At 70.1% G+C, this 18,007-nt stretch carries 22 protein-coding genes; 8 read left to right on the top strand and 14 right to left on the bottom strand.

Annotated elements, in window-relative coordinates:
* Positions 1-24 precede the first annotated feature (24 nt).
* A complete protein-coding gene (locus ACGF5G_RS13735) occupies positions 25-435 on the bottom strand; it encodes a DoxX family protein (protein ID WP_393262453.1) in 411 nt (136 codons plus the stop codon).
* Positions 436-537: 102 nt separating this feature from the next.
* Between ACGF5G_RS13735 and ACGF5G_RS13730 the strand changes: the two genes are divergently transcribed.
* From ACGF5G_RS13730 to hypF, 7 genes are all read left to right on the top strand, one after another.
* Entirely contained in the window at positions 538-1,074 is a 537-nt protein-coding gene (locus tag ACGF5G_RS13730; RefSeq protein WP_393262630.1) for a YciI family protein, read from the top strand.
* Positions 1,071-2,294: an RNA polymerase sigma factor gene (locus tag ACGF5G_RS13725; RefSeq protein ID WP_393262450.1), complete on the top strand. Its 1,224-nt coding sequence runs from the start codon at positions 1,071-1,073 to the stop codon at positions 2,292-2,294. The genes ACGF5G_RS13730 and ACGF5G_RS13725 overlap by 4 nt, the downstream gene beginning before the upstream one ends.
* Before the next feature lie 155 nt (positions 2,295-2,449).
* A complete protein-coding gene (locus ACGF5G_RS13720; protein WP_393262448.1) occupies positions 2,450-2,824 on the top strand; it encodes a helix-turn-helix transcriptional regulator in 375 nt (124 codons plus the stop codon).
* 9 nt (positions 2,825-2,833) lie between these two features.
* Positions 2,834-3,448, top strand: coding sequence for an SIS domain-containing protein (locus ACGF5G_RS13715; protein ID WP_393262446.1), 615 nt, complete (start codon positions 2,834-2,836; stop codon positions 3,446-3,448).
* Entirely contained in the window at positions 3,445-3,705 is a 261-nt protein-coding gene (locus tag ACGF5G_RS13710) for a HypC/HybG/HupF family hydrogenase formation chaperone (protein ID WP_393262444.1), read from the top strand. The genes ACGF5G_RS13715 and ACGF5G_RS13710 overlap by 4 nt, the downstream gene beginning before the upstream one ends.
* Positions 3,702-4,367 (top strand): SIS domain-containing protein, encoded by a 666-nt coding sequence (locus ACGF5G_RS13705; RefSeq protein WP_393262442.1) that lies wholly within the window; start codon positions 3,702-3,704, stop codon positions 4,365-4,367. The genes ACGF5G_RS13710 and ACGF5G_RS13705 overlap by 4 nt, the downstream gene beginning before the upstream one ends.
* 8 nt (positions 4,368-4,375) lie before the next feature.
* Positions 4,376-6,661 carry a carbamoyltransferase HypF gene (hypF, locus tag ACGF5G_RS13700; protein WP_393262439.1) on the top strand — a complete coding sequence of 762 codons (2,286 nt, stop codon included), beginning with the start codon at positions 4,376-4,378 and terminating at the stop codon, positions 6,659-6,661.
* A 16-nt stretch (positions 6,662-6,677) separates the two neighbouring features.
* Here hypF and hypE read toward each other — a convergent pair whose 3' ends face one another.
* On the bottom strand, positions 6,678-7,829 hold the full coding sequence (gene hypE / locus ACGF5G_RS13695) for a hydrogenase expression/formation protein HypE (protein ID WP_393262437.1): 1,152 nt from the start codon (positions 7,827-7,829) through the stop codon (positions 6,678-6,680).
* 101 nt (positions 7,830-7,930) lie between these two features.
* On the opposite strand from hypE, the gene ACGF5G_RS13690 reads away from it, so the two are divergent.
* Positions 7,931-9,040, top strand: a complete 1,110-nt coding sequence (locus tag ACGF5G_RS13690) for an RNA-guided endonuclease InsQ/TnpB family protein (RefSeq protein ID WP_393262435.1) — start codon at positions 7,931-7,933, stop codon at positions 9,038-9,040.
* Between the two features lie 120 nt (positions 9,041-9,160).
* On the opposite strand, the gene hypD is transcribed toward ACGF5G_RS13690, so the two are convergent.
* The 12 genes from hypD to ACGF5G_RS13630 are packed head-to-tail and all read right to left on the bottom strand — an operon-like array spanning position 9,161 to position 17,955.
* Positions 9,161-10,288, bottom strand: a complete 1,128-nt coding sequence (gene hypD, locus ACGF5G_RS13685) for a hydrogenase formation protein HypD (RefSeq protein ID WP_393262433.1) — start codon at positions 10,286-10,288, stop codon at positions 9,161-9,163.
* An 11-nt stretch (positions 10,289-10,299) separates the two neighbouring features.
* Positions 10,300-10,572 (bottom strand): HypC/HybG/HupF family hydrogenase formation chaperone, encoded by a 273-nt coding sequence (locus ACGF5G_RS13680; protein WP_393262430.1) that lies wholly within the window; start codon positions 10,570-10,572, stop codon positions 10,300-10,302.
* Positions 10,573-10,594: 22 nt separating this feature from the next.
* Positions 10,595-10,696, bottom strand: coding sequence for a DUF6893 family small protein (locus tag ACGF5G_RS13675; protein WP_375373474.1), 102 nt, complete (start codon positions 10,694-10,696; stop codon positions 10,595-10,597).
* Positions 10,697-10,729: 33 nt separating this feature from the next.
* On the bottom strand, positions 10,730-10,933 hold the full coding sequence (locus ACGF5G_RS13670; protein WP_393262427.1) for a hypothetical protein: 204 nt from the start codon (positions 10,931-10,933) through the stop codon (positions 10,730-10,732).
* A gap of 14 nt (positions 10,934-10,947) precedes the next feature.
* Positions 10,948-11,562 (bottom strand): DUF5947 family protein, encoded by a 615-nt coding sequence (locus ACGF5G_RS13665; protein WP_393262425.1) that lies wholly within the window; start codon positions 11,560-11,562, stop codon positions 10,948-10,950.
* Positions 11,559-12,170, bottom strand: coding sequence for a hypothetical protein (locus ACGF5G_RS13660; RefSeq protein WP_393262422.1), 612 nt, complete (start codon positions 12,168-12,170; stop codon positions 11,559-11,561). Before ACGF5G_RS13660 ends, ACGF5G_RS13665 begins: the two co-directional genes overlap by 4 nt.
* Complete coding sequence (locus ACGF5G_RS13655) at positions 12,163-13,962, bottom strand: nickel-dependent hydrogenase large subunit (RefSeq protein ID WP_393262419.1); 1,800 nt, start codon at positions 13,960-13,962, stop codon at positions 12,163-12,165. Before ACGF5G_RS13655 ends, ACGF5G_RS13660 begins: the two co-directional genes overlap by 8 nt.
* Complete coding sequence (locus tag ACGF5G_RS13650) at positions 13,959-15,083, bottom strand: hydrogenase expression protein HypE (RefSeq protein WP_393262416.1); 1,125 nt, start codon at positions 15,081-15,083, stop codon at positions 13,959-13,961. Before ACGF5G_RS13650 ends, ACGF5G_RS13655 begins: the two co-directional genes overlap by 4 nt.
* Positions 15,080-15,619: a hemerythrin domain-containing protein gene (locus ACGF5G_RS13645; RefSeq protein WP_393262414.1), complete on the bottom strand. Its 540-nt coding sequence runs from the start codon at positions 15,617-15,619 to the stop codon at positions 15,080-15,082. Before ACGF5G_RS13645 ends, ACGF5G_RS13650 begins: the two co-directional genes overlap by 4 nt.
* Complete coding sequence (locus ACGF5G_RS13640; protein WP_393262411.1) at positions 15,619-15,975, bottom strand: hydrogenase/urease maturation nickel metallochaperone HypA; 357 nt, start codon at positions 15,973-15,975, stop codon at positions 15,619-15,621. Before ACGF5G_RS13640 ends, ACGF5G_RS13645 begins: the two co-directional genes overlap by 1 nt.
* A complete protein-coding gene (locus tag ACGF5G_RS13635; protein WP_393262408.1) occupies positions 15,968-16,552 on the bottom strand; it encodes a hydrogenase maturation protease in 585 nt (194 codons plus the stop codon). The genes ACGF5G_RS13640 and ACGF5G_RS13635 overlap by 8 nt, the downstream gene beginning before the upstream one ends.
* Positions 16,549-17,955 carry a hypothetical protein gene (locus ACGF5G_RS13630; protein WP_393262405.1) on the bottom strand — a complete coding sequence of 469 codons (1,407 nt, stop codon included), beginning with the start codon at positions 17,953-17,955 and terminating at the stop codon, positions 16,549-16,551. The genes ACGF5G_RS13635 and ACGF5G_RS13630 overlap by 4 nt, the downstream gene beginning before the upstream one ends.
* Positions 17,956-18,007: the final 52 nt, after the last annotated feature.

Here is an 18,007-nt window from a genome sequence, read left to right as displayed (position 1 = left end):
TCGGGCGTTCGAACGGTTGGGGTCTCAACGGCTGGGGGTAGAGCGGCGCATCTGAGCGCGGCGGCTGTAGGCGATGACCGCCGCGAGCAGCAGGAACGCGGCTGGCACCGCGGGGTTGGCGCCGATCAGCACGTTGGTGACCACGGCCCCGGCCATGAGCCCGGTCAGGCCGAGGGCGGCCAGCGCGGCCAGCCGCGGAACCAGCAGACCGAGGGCGCCGGCCACCTCGCACACGCCGACCAGGTAGCGCAGCCACTGCCCCGCACCGATGTCGGTGAACAGGTCGACCATTCGCGCGTCGCCGATGAGCTTCAGCACCCCGCCCGAGACGAACTGCACGGCGAGGAACGCCTGCACCACCCACCGGGCGATGGATCCGGTGCGGCGCAGACCGGTCGGGCGGCTGGCGGAACGGGTGGCGACGTTAACGGTCATGGGGCTCTCCTCGTCGGGTCGTCGTTGTACCCGGGACGTCGGAGCCGGCCACCCGTTCTCTACACGCCGGTCGAGATTTTTCGAAGATCTTTTTCGCCGGTGATGGAGGCGCCGGAAGGATGGGTGCGGGCCGGCGGGAAACGAGGCCGGCGGCTGAACGTGGGGCGCGCGGAGGGCACACCGCACCCGCTGGCGTGCGGGCCGCCGGCCGGATTCGACCGTTGTGATCTGGTATCAATGTTCGATCGAGTGAACGCGGAGGGTGACGGTGTGAAGTACATGGTGATGACCTACGGTGGCCCGTCGGCCTGGGAAGCACTGGCCGGCACCGGCCCGGACGCGATGTCGCCCGAGGAGATCGCCGCCCACTTCGAGGCGATGCAGGCGTTGCAGAAGGAACTGGCCGCCACCGGCGAGCTGGTCAGCGCCTTCGGGCTGTCCGAGCCGGCACGCGCGCAGACGGTCGACCTCCGCGGCGGCACGCCGGTGGTCTCGGACGGGCCCTACGCCGAAACCAAGGAGTTCCTCGCCGGGTTCGGCATCATCGATGTGGCGACCCACGACCGTGCGGTCGAGTTGGCAGCCCGGTTCGCCGGCGTCGTGTCCACCCGCGTCGAACTGCGATCCGTGCACGGATGAGCGATGACCTGCTGCGCGAACTGGCGCCACAGGTCCTGGCAGCGGTAACGCGCCGCTACGGGCACTTCGACGAGGCCGAGGACGCCACCCAGGAAGCGCTGCTGGCGGCGACGACGCAATGGCCCGCCGAAGGCGTACCGGACAACCCGCGGGGTTGGCTGATCCGGGTCGCCTCCCGACGTCTGATCGACCACCTGCGCAGCGAGCAGTCCCGTCTGCGGCGCGAGGCGACACTCGCGGCGCAGGTACCGCCCGCCGACTGGCTGGCTCCGGCGGCCGACACCGGCGAGGCATCCGACGACACCCTGACGCTGCTTTTCCTGTGCTGCCATCCCGCGCTCACGGCGGCCTCGCAGATCGCGCTGACCCTGCGAGCGGTGGGCGGGCTGACCACGGCGGAGATCGCCCATGCCCTGCTCGTGCCGGAGGCCACGCTGGCACAGCGGATCAGCCGGGCCAAGCAGCGCATCAGGGACGCGGGCGCCAGGTTCGAACCGCCCACCCGGCACGACTACGAGGGTCGGTTGCGGGCGGTGCTACACACGCTCTACCTCATCTTCACCGAAGGGCACACGGCGACCTCCGGTGTCGCCCTGCAGCGTACGGACCTGGCCACCGAGGCGATTCGACTGGCCCGTATGGTCCACCGGACCCGCCCCGACGACGCCGAAGTCGCCGGCCTGCTCGCGTTGCTGCTGCTCACCGACGCCCGGCGGGCGGCGCGCACCGGCCCCGCCGGTGAGCTGGTGCCGCTGGCGGAGCAGGACCGCGGCCGCTGGGATCGCCGCACCATTCACGAGGGCATCACGCTGCTCGCCGCGGCACTGGCGCACCGCCGACCGGGCCCCTACCAGATCCAGGCGGCGATCGCCGCCGCGCACAGCCAGGCCGCCCGTGCCGAAGACACCGACTGGCCGCACATCCTCAACCTGTACGACATGCTCCAGCGTTTCGACGACAACCCCGTCGTGACGCTCAACCGCGCCGTCGCCGCCGCCATGGTCCACGGGCCCCGGGCCGGCCTGACACTGCTGGAAGCGCTCGACTCCGATGCCCGGATGACGGGCAACCACCGCCTGGCCGCCGTGCGGGCCCACCTGCTCCACCAGGCCGGTGATCACGAGGCTGCCGTCGCCCAATACCAGGCCGCGGCACGGCAGACGGCGAGCATTCCGGAACGCGAGTACCTGCTCCGACAGGCCCGACTCGCCGCCCGGTAACCCACGGTGGGGACCGGCGGTGGCTCAAGGGGCACCGATCCGGGCTCTCACACCATCGGCTCCGCAACCTCAAGTTGGACATTTCCCCATTTTCGGGAGGTTCGGTGTGCTTAGCTGCGAGGAGGAGCGGCGGCCCGACCGCGGAAGGGACTGACATGCATGGGCGTGAACTGCGCAGCCTGCTGCATCCATTCCTCCTGCTCCTGATCTTCGAGCGACCCAGTCACGGGTACGACCTGATCGAGCGACTTGAAGCGATGGGAATGTCCGACGTGGAATCCGGTCAGGTCTACCGGGTGCTGCGCGGGCTGGAGCGCGACCGTTCGCTGCTGTCGAGGTGGGAGGCCGCCGAGGCGGGCCCGGCGCGTCGGCGCTACGAGCTGACGGCGAAGGGACGCAACGACCTCCGGTCGTGGATCGCCCGCCTGGCGCAACTGGACCACGTCATGGATGCCTTTCTGCGGCGCTCGGCGGACGCCTTCGAGAGGCCGCGGGACGGGCGTGACTCGTATGCCGCTTCCCGAGGTTGAAGGAGGACGATGCAATCGTCCGTGTTCCCGGCGGTTCACCGCGCGTTCGCCCGCCGGGTGGCCCCCGCGGAGGCGCTCGCCGGCGACGCCGCGCAGGTCGCGCGGGCCTGTTACGAGATGTCCCAGCGCTTTCATCGTGGCGGCAAGCTGATCGTCTTCGGCAACGGCGGGCCGGCCACCGATGCCCAGCACATCGTGGTCGAGTTCGTTCACCCCGTCATCGTCGGCAAGCGGGCGCTGCCGGCGCTCTCCCTCACCAACGACGCCGCCACCCTCACCGGGATCGCCCGGGCGGAGGGTTTCGACGAGGTGTTCGCCGCCCAGATGCGCCTGCTCGCCACCCCGCAGGACATCGCGGTCGGGCTCTCCGTCGACGGCCGTTGTGTCAACGTCCGCCGAGGCTTGGAGACCGCCCGCCACCTCGGCCTCCTCACCGTGGCGCTGGTGGGGGGAGACGGCGGGGACATTGCCCGGGACGCCACCGCCGACCATCTCGTCGTCGCTCGCTCAGATGATCCGTGCATCGTGAAGGAGGTCCACGTGACGGTCTATCACCTCCTGTGGGAGTTGGTGCACGTGTTCCTCGAGCAGCCCGGTCTGCTCGAACCGGAGGAGGCCCGGTGACCCGGGACGCGTTCTTCCCGCCGGCCGGTCGGCCGAGCACGGCGATCGCGGCCGACTGCCACGGCGACGCCTGCATCACCTGTTCCGACGCCGCGGTCGCGGTTCGGATCCGGGAGCTGGTGCCCGGCCACCTGGCCGTGGTCGACACGGACGGCGGGCCGGAGGAGGTCAGCGTCGCGCTGGTCGACGCGGCGGCCGGCGACGTGGTGCTCGTACACGCGAAGGAGGCCATCGCGGTCGTGGAGAAGGCTCGGTGAGCGCCCGCGTCGGGGGCGCACTGGGGGCGCTCTATCCGTTCCTCGACACCCGGGCGGCCGACGCCGGCACGGTGCTCGCCGACGTTGCCCGATCCACGGCGGACAAGGCGAGGGAGATCGTCACCCTCCGCGAGTCCCTGGTGGCCGAGCACGGGTGCCGGCTGGTCGAATGCGCCCGGGCGCTCGCGGCGGCGTTCCAGGCCGGCGGCAAGCTCTTCACGTTCGGCAACGGCGGCAGCAGCACCGACGCCCAGGATCTCGCGCAGTTGTTCCTGCACCCGCCGACGACCGCCCGACCGTTGCCGGCCATATCGCTGACCCACGATGTCGCGGTGCTCACCGCGCTCTCCAACGACGTGGGGTTCGAGGTGGTGTTCGCCCGGCAGATCGGCGCGTTCGGTCGCGCCGGCGACGTCGCGGTGGGGCTCTCCACCAGCGGCGGATCGTCCAACGTCCTGCGGGCCTTCGAGGAGGCCACCCGGCGGGGCATGGTCACCGTCGGTCTCGCCGGATACGACGGCGGCCGGATGGCCGAGTCGGACGCCGTCGATCACCTGTTCGTGGTGCCGTCCTCGTCGGTGCACCGGGTGCAGGAGGCGCAGACGACGGTCTATCACGTGCTCTGGGAACTCACCCAGCAGGCACTGACCGGCGAACTCTGACGGCCGGCATGGTCACGCCTGATCCGAGGCGGGTACGGGTCCGCGTCGAGGGCATCGTGCAGGGGGTTGGCTTCCGTCCGTTCGTGCACGCCCTGGCCAGGGAGTACGACCTGGCCGGGTTCGTCGGCAACGACACCGGAGGCGTCTTCGTCGAGGTCGAGGGGGACGGGAACCAGCTGACCGCGTTCGTGACCGACCTCAGCCGGCGTGCACCGACACTCGCACAGGTGGAGCGGGTCACCACCGAAGCGGTGCCCCGGACGGGGCGGCCCGGCTTTGTCATCGTCGCCAGCGTCACCGGCGCCGGCCGGGAGGCACTGATCTCCCCCGACACCGCCACCTGCCCGGACTGCCTCGCGGACGTCTCCGATCCGACGGACCGCCGCCACGGCTACCCGTTCACGAACTGCACCAACTGCGGGCCGCGGTTCACGATCGTGACGGACGTGCCGTACGACCGGCGCGCCACCACGATGGGGGAGTTCCCACTCTGCGCCGGCTGCGCCGCCGAGTACGCAGACCCTGGAGACCGACGCTTCCACGCCGAGCCGGTGTGCTGTCCGGAGTGCGGCCCGGCTCTCCGGCTCGTCGACGCGGACGGCGCCCCTGTCGTCGGCGATCCCGTGGACACCGCCGCACGGTGGCTGCGGGACGGCCGGATCCTCGCGGTCAAGGGGCTGGGCGGCTACCACCTGTCGACCCGTGCCGACGACGAACGGGCGGTGTCGGCCCTGCGCGCCCGCAAGCGCCGCGAGGAGAAACCGTTCGCCGTGATGGCCGCCGACCTCCGGGCGGCGCGCACCCTGGTCCACCTGACGCCGGCAGATGCGCGGGTGCTCACCGGTGCACGCCGTCCCGTGGTGCTGCTGCCACGCCGCGCCGACGCACCGGTCGCCGCGTCGGTGGCACCGGACAACCGCGACCTGGGCGTCATGCTGCCGTACACGCCGCTGCACCACCTGCTGATCGGCCGGCTCGGCATGCCCATCGTGCTGACCAGCGGCAACACCTCCGACGAACCCATCGCCCACAGGGATGACGACGCGCGGCAGCGGTTGGCGCGGATCGCCGACGGTTTCCTGGTCCACGACCGGCGCATCCACGTCCGCACCGACGACTCGGTGGTGCGCGTGTTCCGGGGCCGCGAGCTGCCGGTGCGGCGGTCCCGCGGCTACGTGCCCGCCCCGGTGACGGTGCCGTGGCGGTTCGACCGACCGGTACTGGCGTGCGGCGCGGAGTTGAAGAACACCTTCTGCGTGGCGAAGGGACGGCGTGCGTTCGTCTCGCACCACATCGGCGACCTGGAGAACTACGAGACACTGTGTGCGTTCACCGACGGGATCGAGCACTTCAGCCGCCTCTTCGACGTCCGACCGGAGATGGTCGCCCACGACCTGCATCCCGAGTACCTGTCGACGAAGTACGCGCTCCAGCGCGATGACGTCGAACTGGTCGGCGTCCAACACCACCACGCCCACGTCGCGTCCTGCCTGGCCGACAACGGCGAACGCGGCCCGGTGATCGGGGTCGCCTTCGACGGCCTCGGGTTCGGCCCGGACGGCACCCTCTGGGGAGGTGAGGTGCTCGTCGCGGACCTGATCGGGTTCGAGCGGGTCGGCCACCTGGGCGCGATGCCGATGCCGGGCGGGGCCGCGGCGATCCGCGAGCCGTGGCGGATGGCGGTGGCGTACCTCGACGACATCTACGGCGACGCCGTGCCCGACCTGGAGGTGCTGCGGCGACACGAGCGGCGGTGGCCCGTGATGGTGGCGCTGGCGCGGAGCGGGACGAACTCGCCGCGTACCTCGAGCGCGGGCCGGCTGTTCGACGCCGTCTCGGCGATCCTCGGCTTGCGGGACCGCGTCACGTACGAGGGCCAGGCCGCGATCGCCCTGGAGCAGCGGGCTCGTCGCGACGAACGCGGCGGCTACCGGGTCGAGGCGGCCGGGACGACCCCGCTCGCCGACGTCGGACGCGGCCTGGTTCGGTGCGTGGTCGACGACCTGCTCTCCGGTGTGGACCCCGGCCGGATCGCCGCGCGCTTCCACCAGGGACTGGCGGACGCCGTGGTGCGGGCGGCCGGAGCCGTCCGCGAACGCACGGGTCTGGCAAGCGTCGCGCTGTCCGGCGGCGTCTTCCAGAACGTGCTGCTGCTCGACCTCGTGGTGTGCGGCCTGGAGGCGGAGGGGTTCCGGGTGCTCGTGCACTCGCGGGTGCCGCCCAACGACGGCGGTATCTCCCTCGGCCAGGCCGTGGTGGCCGCGGCCCGGCACCGGGCCACCCCGTCCGGCTGAGCCGACGACCGTCGCGTCAGCAGATGCGCGGCAGCGGATCCCCGACCAGCATGTCGACGATGCGGGTGCCGCCGAACACCGTCTTGAGCAGTACGATCCCGGGCGGGTCGGCGGCGACCCGGCCGATGACCGCGGCGTCCTCGCCGAGCGGATGCCCCCGCAGCGCCGAGAGCGCCACGTCCACCTGCGCGCCGTCCACCACGGCGATGAAGCGTCCCTCACAGGCCACGTGGAGCGGATCGATGCCGAGCAGTTCGCACGCCCCGGTCACGGCGGGACGTACCGGTACGGCCGCCTCGTCGACGACCACGGCGACCCCTGCCGCCTGCGCCACCTCGTTGAGGATGGTCGCCACTCCGCCGCGGGTGGCGTCGCGCAGCAGCCGCACCCCGGGGGCGGCGTCCAGCAGGGCCGCCACGAGACCGTGCAGCGCCGCGGTGTCGGAGACGAGGTCGGCCTCGATGTCCAGCTCGCCGCGGGCGAGCATGATCGTGACACCGTGATCACCGATCGGCCCGGAGACGAGGATCGCGTCACCAGGGCTGATCTGTGCGGCGCCCAGCATCACCGGCCGTTCCACCACGCCGATCCCCGCCGTGTTGACGTAGCAGCCGTCGGCCTTGCCGCGCTGCACCACCTTCGTGTCGCCGGTGACCACCTGCACCCCGGCCCGCTGCGCCGCGACGGCCATCGAGGTGGCGATCCGACGCAGGTCGGCGACCGGAAAGCCCTCCTCGAGGATGAAGCCGGCCGACAGGTACAACGGGCGGGCGCCGCTGACCGCGAGGTCGTTGACCGTGCCGTTCACGGCGAGGTCGCCGATGTCACCCCCGGGGAAGAACAGCGGGGACACGACGTGCGAGTCGGTGGTGAAGGCGAGCCGGCCGCCAGCCACGGAGAGCACCGCCCCGTCGTCGAGCGCCTCGAGCGTCGGGTTGCGGAACGCCTCGACGAACAGCCCCTCGACCAGGGTGTGGGTCGCCTTCCCGCCGGCGCCGTGCGCGAGGGTGACGAGATCCTCCCTGATCTTCGGCTTGCGCCGGCGCGCCCGTTCGATGCGCTGCAGGACCTGCTGCTCGGGCGACAGTCGCCCGGGCTCCCGGTCGACTGCCGCTTCGGCCTCGGCCACCGCGCGCTCGGCCCACTCGGCGGTACGTTCTGTCGTCATCAGAGTTGCGGCGTGGGAACCCGGCCGTTCAGGGCCGGGAGGAAACGCCGCTCCCTCCCCTCAATGATCGCGTAACACAATGGACCGCTAGAATGTGAAATGTGGGTGGGGTGGTGAAGCGGGCATACAAGTACCGCTTCTATCCCACCGGTGAGCAGGCCGAACAGCTCCACCGCACCTTCGGGTGCGTGCGTCTGGTCTACAACAAAACCCTCGAGATGCGGACCCGCGCATACGCCACCCAACGCCGCTCGATCAGCTACGCGGAATCGTCGGCGGTCCTGACCGAATGGAAACGCACAGAGGAGTTGGCGTTCCTCAACGATGTGTCCAGCGTTCCGCTGCAACAAGCGTTGCGGCATCTGCACGCCGCCTACGCGGCGTTCTTCGCCAAACGCGCCCGATACCCCCGTTTCAAGTCCAAGAGGAAGTCCCGGGCCAGCGCCGAGTACACCCGGTCGGCGTTCCGCTGGCGGGACGGGCAACTGACTCTCGCGAAGATGGACGCCCCGCTGGACATCGTGTGGTCGCGTCCGCTGCCCGAGGGCGTCGTACCGTCCACCGTCACCGTGTCTCGAGACGCGGCCGGCCGCTGGTTCGTGTCCCTGCTTGTCGAGGACCCGACCGTCGAGGCGCTCCCATCGGTGGATACGGCGGTTGGCGTCGATGTGGGGCTGACCAGCCTGGTGACCTTGTCCACTGGGGAGAAGGTCACCAACCCCCGTCACGAGCGGGCCGACCGGCGGAAACTCGCCAAGGCCCAGCGGGAACACGCGCGCAAGGAGAAAGGCTCGGCCAACCGGGCCAAAGCCCGACTCAAGGTCGCCAGGATTCACGCTCGAATCGCCGATCGGCGACGGGACCACCTGCACAAACTGTCGACTCGACTCGTCCGTGAGAACCAAACGGTCGTGATCGAAGACCTGACGGTGCGGAACATGCTGCGTAACCACCGGCTGGCTCGCGCGATCTCCGACGCGGCCTGGTCGGATCTGCGGGCCATGTTGGAGTACAAGGCCGCCTGGTACGGGCGCACCCTGGTGACGGTGGACCGCTGGTTGCCGTCGTCCAAGCTGTGCGCGGACTGCGGGCAACTCACCGAATCCCTGCCGTTGACCATCCGTACGTGGCAATGCCCGTGCGGTGCGACCCATGACCGGGACATCAACGCCGCGAGAAACCTCCTGGCCGCCGGGCTGGCGGACAGGTGAAACGCCTGTGGAGCTGATGTAAGACCTCAACGGAGTCCCTCCGGGCGGGCAGTCGGCGACGAAGCAGGAAACCCCACGGGCGACCAGGGGGAATCCCGGCCCTCCAGGGCCGGGAGGATGTCAAACCCGCGTCGCCTCCGCCACCCGCTGCCGCGTGAAGCGGCCGAAGTTGTAGTACGCCGCGCAGGCGCCCTCCGACGAGACCATGCACGTGCCGATGGGTGTCTCCGGCGTGCACGCGGTGCCGAACACCTTGCATTCCCAGGGCTTGAGCACACCCTTGAGCACCTCGCCGCACTGGCAGGCCTTCGGGTCCGCCACGCGCACCCCCGGAACGTCGAAGAGCCGCTCGGCGTCGTACGCCGCGTACTCGTCCCGCATCCGCAGCGCCGAGTGCGAGATGAACCCGAGACCGCGCCACTCGAAGTGTGGCCGCAGCTGCATGACCTGGCCGATCGCCTCCAGCGCCCGCAGGTTGCCGTCCCAGGGCACCACCCGGGTGTACTGGTTCTCCACCTCGCAGCGGCCCTCGGCGAGCTGCGTGAGCAGCATGAAGACCGACTGCAGGAGGTCCAGCGGCTCGAAACCCGCGCAGACCAGGGGCTTGCCGTAGTCGTGGGCGATGAACTCGTACGGTCGGCACCCGATCACGGTGGAGACGTGCCCGGGGCCGAGGAAGCCGTCGAGGCGCAGGTCGGGTGAGTCGAGGATGGCCTTGATCGCCGGAAGGATGGTGACGTGGTTGCAGAAGACCGAGAAGTTGTCGATCCCTTCGGCGGCCGCCCGCAGCACAGTCATCGCGGTGGACGGCGAGGTGGTCTCGAACCCGATCGCCATGAAGACGACCTTGCGGTCGGGGTTGGTCCGCGCGACCTTCAGCGCATCCAACGGCGAGTACACCATCCGGATGTCCGCGCCGGCCGCCTTGGCGTCGAGGAACGAGCCGCTGCCGCCGGGGACCCGCATCATGTCGCCGAACGCTGTCATGATGACGCCCGGCTGGTGTGCGATGGCGATGGCGTCGTCCACCCGGCCCATCGGGATCACGCAGACCGGGCAGCCGGGGCCGTGCACGAGCGAGACGTTCTCGGGCAGGTAGTCCTCCAGCCCGTGCCGGTAGATGGTGTGCGTGTGCCCGCCGCAGACCTCCATGAACTTGTACTGCCGCCCGGGCTCGCACAAGGCGGCGATCTGCGTGGCCAACGCCTGGGCCTTGTCCGCATCGCGGTACTCGTCGACGAAACGCATCTGGTGATTCCCTAGCTGATATCGGATTCGGCGAGCGCCTGCAGCTCGTCGGTGTACGCCTGGCCCAGGCCGGACAACAGCGCCAACGTGGCGGTCGCCTCGGCTTCGTCGATCTTCGACATGGCGAAGCCGACGTGGACCAGCACCCAGTCGCCGACTCCTGTCTGATCGCCGTCGAGCAGGCCGACGTTGATCACCCGCCGGACGCCCACGACGTCGACGATGGCGAGATCGTCGTGACCGGCTTTGATCTCGACGATCTCGCCCGGGATACCAAGACACATCGACTCGCTGGTCCTCTCCGGATCACATTTTCTCGATCTTGATGTAGCGCCGCAGCGCGGGAAGTTCCTTCCAGAACATCCCGGCCACCACCACGCCGGCCAGCAGCACCAACAGCTTCCGCACAGCTCACCTCCTTCGGGCCTGGTCCGGGCCCGGTCAGCCCGGCGGCAGATTCGGCATGATCGGCAGGATCGGGTCGTGTCTCTTGGGTCGGATGCCGGTCGAGCGACGCGCGTCCACCGTTCCGTCATCCTGATGGCCTGACTGCCTCCTCCGCCGCGAGTTGCCCTCCTCCACGCCCTTGGTGTGCGCCGGTGCGTCGAGCTCGACATCGGGATCGCCCACTCGGATCTCGCCCATTCCCGCCTCCTCCGTCAGTCCTTGCCGGACGGCCGATGGTGTCGTCGGCCGAGTTCGTCGAAGAATCGGGGAATCTCCCGCCACACCGCGCTTCCCCCCGACATGCCCGCCCAGTTCCGCCGGATGAGTGCGACGAGTCGGAAGCAGTCGTCGACCGGCACCACCCACTGTTGGCCGCCGCCGCGCGGCGTGCCCGTCCACACCAGGAACGCCTCGACCCGTGGCTTCAGCGCGGCCAGCGCGGGTGATCGCGCCTCGGCGGCCCCCCAGACGCCGGCATCGATCTCCGACTCGGTCGTGCCGAGGGGACTCGGGTAGTGGGCGAGCACCCGGCCGTCCCGCTGCTTCACGAAGAAGACCAGGCCGACCGGCACGCCGAGCTCGTCGACCGACAGGCCCGTCAACCGTCTGCCCTCGGTGGGGACGAGCTGGTACCGGCCACCGCCGGCCGCCTCACGTTCGAACAGCAGGGAGCAGGGCGTGCAGGCGCACATCAGCTCTCCGTCCTGCTCGTCCCACACATGCCGGTGCTCGGGGCCGACCGGCCCGGCGCACATGCCGCAGCGCTCGGTCGAGGCCGCGCGCCGCCTCGCGCGGCGGATCGCCCGTTGCAGCGCGCCCGCCGTCATTCCGTGCCACCCGACGCCAGGAGCCCCGCAGCTCGCCCCGCCGCGCTCGTCGCCGTCTCGTCGGTCCGGTCCGGCCGCTCCCACAGGGTGGCGACCGGGATCAGTGCCGGAGCCGGCGCCGGCGCCACCACATCGACGGCGGACAGCTCCGGCGCGAACGCCAACACCTGCTCCCGCACCAGGTCACCAAGGGCCCCGCCGCCACCGCCGCACGACCTCGCGGACAGGCTGATCCTCGCCACCTCGTCCTGGACGCCGACCAGCGCGATCTCAGCGCCCTGCGCGCGCAGCTGCGGCCGGAGATCGTCGACCGCACGGGCCACGCGCCCTTCCAGCGGATCCGGGTGGATGCGGTGCAGCAACAGCAGGTGCCGCAGCAGCTCGTCGTCGGTGAGCCGGTCGAGCGGGCCGGCGCTGTCGGCGGCGAGATCGGTGACCCGGGCCAGCGCCTCGCCGTACACCTCGGTCAGGATCTCGACGGCTTCCAACGCCAGCTCGGCGGTGCGGCCGGGGGTCTGCTCGAGCTGGCCGAGCGCGGCGTCCAGGCGGGCCAGCCGCGGCTCGACGGCCGCGTCGGCGAGACGCTGGACCTCCGGCTGCTCACCCATGGGACGCGCCGAACATCGGCGAGTGGATCTTTTTCAGGGTACGACCGCCGCCGACGTACATGTGCACCCCGCACGGCAGGCACGGATCGAAACTGCGCACCGCCCGCATGATGTCCACACCCTTGAAGTTCTCCGGGCCGTTCTCCTCGAAGATGGGCATGTTCTGGATCGCGTCCTCGTACGGACCCGGTGTGCCGTAGCTGTCGCGGGGACTGCCGTTCCACGGCGTGGGCGGGTACGGGTGGTAGTTGGCGATCTTGCGATCCCTGATCACGAGGTGGTGCGACAGGGTGCCCCGGACGGCCTCGTGGAAGCCGCAGCCGATGGCCTCGTCCGGCACGTCGAACTCGGCGAAGACCCGCATGTCGCCGCCGCGCATCCGCTCCATCGCCCGTTCCAGGAAGTGCAGCGACATCGCTGCGGCGTACGCGATGAAGTAGGCCCGTGAGCGGTCCCGCTCCAGCGCGTTCGACCAGCGCGGGATCTTCCACTCCAACGTCATCTCGGGCAGCCGCTGGCTCTTCGGAAGCGAGATCAGCACGCTCTGCCCGGTCGACTTGACGTACGGGGTGTCGACCATTTTCGCGAGCGCCGTGGTGTACAGCCGGGCGAAGCAGCCGCCTCCGGTGTCCAGCGCGAGATGCTCCCCGCTGCTCCTGTCGAACCAGCGGGGGCTCATCACCCAGCTGTACTTGTCGTCGAAATCGCGTTTCTGCGGGTCAGGCAGGGTGGTCTGGTTCCAGGGATGGCGGATGTCGACCGGATTGCCGAGCGGGTCGTACTTGACGAACGGTTCCTCCTGGCCGGCCCAGTCCTTGTAGTAGGAGCTGCCGAGCAGGATCCGGATGCCGAGGTTGATGTCGACCAGGTCCGTGGTGAGCAGTTTGCCGTCGACGACGATGCCAGGCGTGACGTGCATCGCCCGTCCCCAGGTCGTCATGGTCTCGTAGCGGTAGTCGACGACGTCGGGGTTCTGGAACGCGCCCCAGCAGCCGAGCAGGACCCGGCGGCGACCGACCTCCTCGTAGCCGGGCAGCGCCTCGTACCAGAAGTCGAAGATGTCGTCGTTCATGGCGACGGCCTTCTTGACGAAGTCCAGGATGCTGATCAGCCGGCTCAGGTAGTCGGTGAACAGCGTCGGCTGCGGCATCGTGCCGACGCCGCCGGGATAGACCGTCGACGGGTGGACGTGCCGGCCCTCCATCAGGCAGAACATCTCCCGGGTAGTCCGACTGACCTTCAGCGCCTCCTTGTACACCTCGCCCTCGAACGGGTTGTAGGCCCGCATGATGTCGGCGATCGTCCGGTAGCCGTGGATGTCCCGGCCCGGTGCCGGGGTCTTCTCGGCGCGGGCCAGCACACTCGGGTTGGTCTGCTTGACCATCGCCTCGCAGAAGTCGACGAAGACGAGATTGTCCTGGAACAGGGTGTGGTCGAACATGTACTCGGCGGCCTCGCCGAGGTTGATGATCCACTCGGCCAGGGGCGGGGTCTTGATGCCGTACGCCATGTTCTGCGCGTAGACGGAGCAGGTCGTGTGGTTGTCGCCGCAGATGCCGCAGATCCGGCTGGTGATGAAGCCGGCGTCGCGGGGGTCCTTCCCCTTCATGAATACCGAGTAGCCGCGGAACAGCGACGACGTGGTGTGGCATTCGGCGACCACGCGGTTCGCGAAGTCGATCTTCGTGTAGACGCCGAGGTTGCCGATGATCCGGGTGATCGGATCCCAGGCCATCTCCACCAGTTCGCCGGGTTTCTGGCCGGTGGCCTTCTTGGCTTCCGTCGCTGTCACGGTCGGTACCTCTCCTCTGCTGCCTGACGCCGGGGGTCCGCCGGGCCGTACGGGCGCCACCGGGGGTTGTAGCCGCTGGTGAGCTCCGGGCCGTTGTGGTGCCACTTCGGTTCCTTGTTGGCGGTCACGTTGGTGATGCCGCGCAGCCGGCGGATCAACGCGCCGTACGGCTTGATGAGCAGCGTCGACAGGCTGCCACCGGGAGGCATGTCCATGAACGGCATGAACTTGTCGGGGAATCCCGGCATGGTGCAGCCGATGCAGATGCCGCCGACGTTGGGGCAGCCACCGACGCCGCCCATCCAGCCGCGCTTCGGGACGTTGCAGTTGATGACCGGCCCCCAACAGCCGATCTTCACCTGGCACTTGGGCGAGTTGTAGTCCTTGGCGAAGTCGGCCTGCTCGTAGTAGGCGGCCCGGTCACAGCCCTCGTGCACGGTCTTGCCGAACAGCCACTGCGGCCGCAGCATGTGGTCCAGCGGCGGAGGCGGGGCCGAGCCGGCGGCGTGGTAGAGCACCCAGGTCAGGGTCTCCATGAAGTTCTCCGGCTGGATCGGGCAGCCGGGCACGTTGACGATCGGCAAGCCGCCCTGGGACCGGAAGTCCCACCCGAGATAGTCGGCCAGGCCCATGCACCCCGTCGGGTTGCCCGCCATGGCGTGGATGCCGCCGTACGTCGCGCACGTGCCGGCCGCGACGACCGCCCAGGCCTTCGGCGCGAGCCGGTCGATCCACCAGTTCAAGGTCAGCGGCTCACCGGTGTTCTCGTCGTTGCCGAACGACGTCCAGTACCCGTCGCCGTTGATGTTCTCGTTCGGGATCGATCCTTCGATGACGAGGATGAACGGCTCGATCATCTCCCCACGAGCCGCTTTCCGGTACGGCGCCAGGAACTCCTCGCCGCCGGCCGTCGGCGACAGCACCTTGTTGTGCAGGTTGACCCTCGGCAGACCGGGAACGAGCCCGAGGACGATGTCCTCGATCGCCGGCTGACCGGAGGCGGTCATCGACACGGAATCTCCGTCGCAACTCATGCCCTCGGAGATCCAGAGAACGGTGACCTCGTCAAACCCGTTCTCGTGCGGGATCACCGCGCCGGTGTCGCGCATCCCCTGCGTCATGTGCGGGGCCTCCCTTGCATCCGGTCCCGAAGCCGGTCGTAGATGGCTGCCAGCGGCGCCGCGAGGGCCAGCGCCGGAGGCCTGTCCGGTGCGTGCGGGTGCGGACGCGTGGGAGCGCGCTGCTTGCCCCGGTCGATCTCCTGCCCCAGCTCGCGGAGTGCCTGTTCGTCCGCCTGCCGGCACAGCAGCGGCATGAGCTGGTTCTCGTCGTCACGCACGTGCCGGGCGACGGCGGACGCCAGCCGCTCCATCAGCTGGTCCTGCGCCGGATCGCCGACCCCGCACCGGTCCAGTTGAAGCAGCAGCTCCTTGATGGGCGCATGCCCCGCGAGGTGTCCGGCGACCTGCCCGTCGTTCAACACCTTCGCGGCGAAGGGATAGAAGAGGACCTCCTCGAGCGCGGCGTGCTTCGACAGCTCCCGGATGAGGACGTCGACCACCCCGCGCCGCTGGGCGTCGGAGGCCGCCGCCCGATAGTCTCGGAACAACTGCTCGACCACGCGGTGGTCATGCCGCAGCAGTTCGACGGCGTCCATCAGGCCGGCTTCCGCGCGCCGGAGTTCACGGTGATGGACTCCAGGACGACGTCGTCGCTGCCGGTGACATCGATGTCCACGCCGCCGCACCCCGGACAGGCGACCATCGCGAGGTGGTCGTCGACCGGCCCGCTGCGACCGCAGTCATGGCACGTCACCGTCATCGGCTCCAGGACCAGGTCGACGGCGGCGTCCGCGGCGATGGTGCCGGCCGCGGCCAACTGGATGCCCTGCGCGACGATCTCCGGGTCCACCGGGTGACCCCCGATCCGCACCCGTAGCCCGGTGACCCGGCGGCCCGCGGCTCTGCGCACCGCGGCGGTCACGATCGCCTCGGACAGCCCCGTCTCATGCATGCGCGGTCACCTCCCTCTCGGCTGACGTCTGCTGGGTTGTCTCCCGCTGCTCCGCCGCGGCACCGAGCCGTGCGGCTTCCTCCTCCACGACCCCGACCACCATCCGGGCCGCCTCGTCGAGAGCCTCGGCGACCGGCGCCGACAGTTCCATGCGCTCGTCCATGACAGCGGGCTGGCATCCCACGACCAGGACGCGGCCGACGGTGCCGCCCAGGCTGCGCAGCAACCGGAGCACGGACGCCGGATCCATCCCGTGCCCGTCGGCTGCCGGTGCCGCCAGCGCGTCCGCCGGCCCCAGCGTCCAGCCAGGGTCGTCGAGGTCCACGTGGAGGACGGCCAACGTGCCAGGCGCCTCGTTCAGTGGCAACGCGTCCACCATGACCAACACGTCGTGGTTGCCGTCCAGCAGATCGTAGGCCAGATGCATCCCCCGGATGCCGTAATCGGACACATCCACCATCTCCGGCAGGACAGCGTCCCGGAGGCGCCGGACGACCTCGACGCCGAAGGCGTCGTCGCCGAGGAAGATGTTGCCGATGCCGGCGACCAGGATCCGCCCGCTGCCGTTGCTCCTCACGGCGCCTCCACCTCGCCGGCCAACGGCTCGACCTCTTCGGCACGGAAATGGCGTAGCCGCCCGTACCACTGGTGCAGTTCGGCGCCCGGGTCGTCGTCCACCGTCACGGCCAGGAACCGTGACCCGTCGACGTCGAGCAGGACCTGCTCCACCCGGCCGGTGCGGCCCTCCAGAAACATGTCGTGCGCGTCGGTGCCGCGTTTCCGGGGGCGCAACCGAACCCGGCTGCCCCGGGACAGCAGGGTGCCACCGACCAGGACGGTGTCGCTCTCCGGCGCGATCCCCGCATCGGCACCGGGCTCCCACCAGCGTGGTGAGGTGGCGGTACCGCCGTCTCGCCGCACGGGCTCCAGGCTCCGAACGGCGCCGTGCAACCGCGCGAACACCTCGGGCGGCATGGCGTCGACGCGGTCGAGGATCGCGGCGGCCCGGGGATCGGTGTCCCGCACCTCCCGCTTCTCGGCGTCGGTGAGCGTGAGCGTACGCAGCGAGAGGATCTCGTCGATCTCGGTCGCGTCGTGCAGATCGCCCGGGCTCTCCGGTGCGATCTGCGGGTGGTCGTAGAGGATGATCGGCGACGAGAGCAGGACGTCAGCGGTGCCGACCTCGCCGGCCAGCACGGGGAAGGTGTGCACGTTGCGGCATTCCTTCGCCGCGTGCGCCGCCCACTCGGGCGGGTCGAGCAGTGACAGGAATCGACCCTGACTGACGGAGGCCAGGGTGTGGGTCGCCAGCAGGCAACACCGCAACGCCTCGTCGCGTGGGCTGGCCGCCGGAGTCGTCCGGTCCGTGTTCTCGACGTGGATCCGGAGCCGCAGCAACCGGAAGGGCGCCTGACACGGCACGGCGGAGATGGTGACCGATGCGGACAACGGCCATCGCCGGCGCACCACCCGCCCCGCCGGTTCGCCCCGATCGTCGACCAACTGGTCGACGTCCTCGCCGCCCGGGACCCGGATGTCGAGGCGACGGCCGCGGCGCAGGTCGGCGACCGACGCTTCGAGGTCGAACTCCTGTGGTACGGCCTCGTCGAAGCTGAGTTCCACGCGGCTCCCGGCATCTCTGCTGTCGACAGGCCGGTAGCCGCCGTCGGCCGTCCGCTCCTCGGCCACCCGTCTTTGCAGGTGCAGGAAGCGCACCCTGATCCGGACGACTGCGGTGTCCGGGACCTCCATCAGGCACTCGGTCTGCTGCCACGGTGACTCGGCCGAACCCGCCACCGTGCTGTCGCCGAGGCCGTGCGCATCCGCCCAGGCGGGGGGCACGAGGACACCGAACTGCCAACGGACGCGGTTCTTGCCCGAAGACCGCCGATAGGGGTAGAGCAGGTAGCCCTCGTACAGGATCGCCTCCGCGACCGCCTCGGCGCCGTGGATGCCACCGCCGCGCGGATGCGTCTGCATGGTGCTCCCTCCTCCGTGGCGCACGGAACCAGCTCCGGTGGGCTGTCACCCC

Origin of the sequence: Micromonospora sp. NPDC047730 (assembly GCF_043204765.1) — a bacterium.
GTDB lineage: Bacteria > Actinomycetota > Actinomycetes > Mycobacteriales > Micromonosporaceae > Micromonospora.
This window is presented reverse-complemented; position numbering and strand designations above follow the sequence as displayed.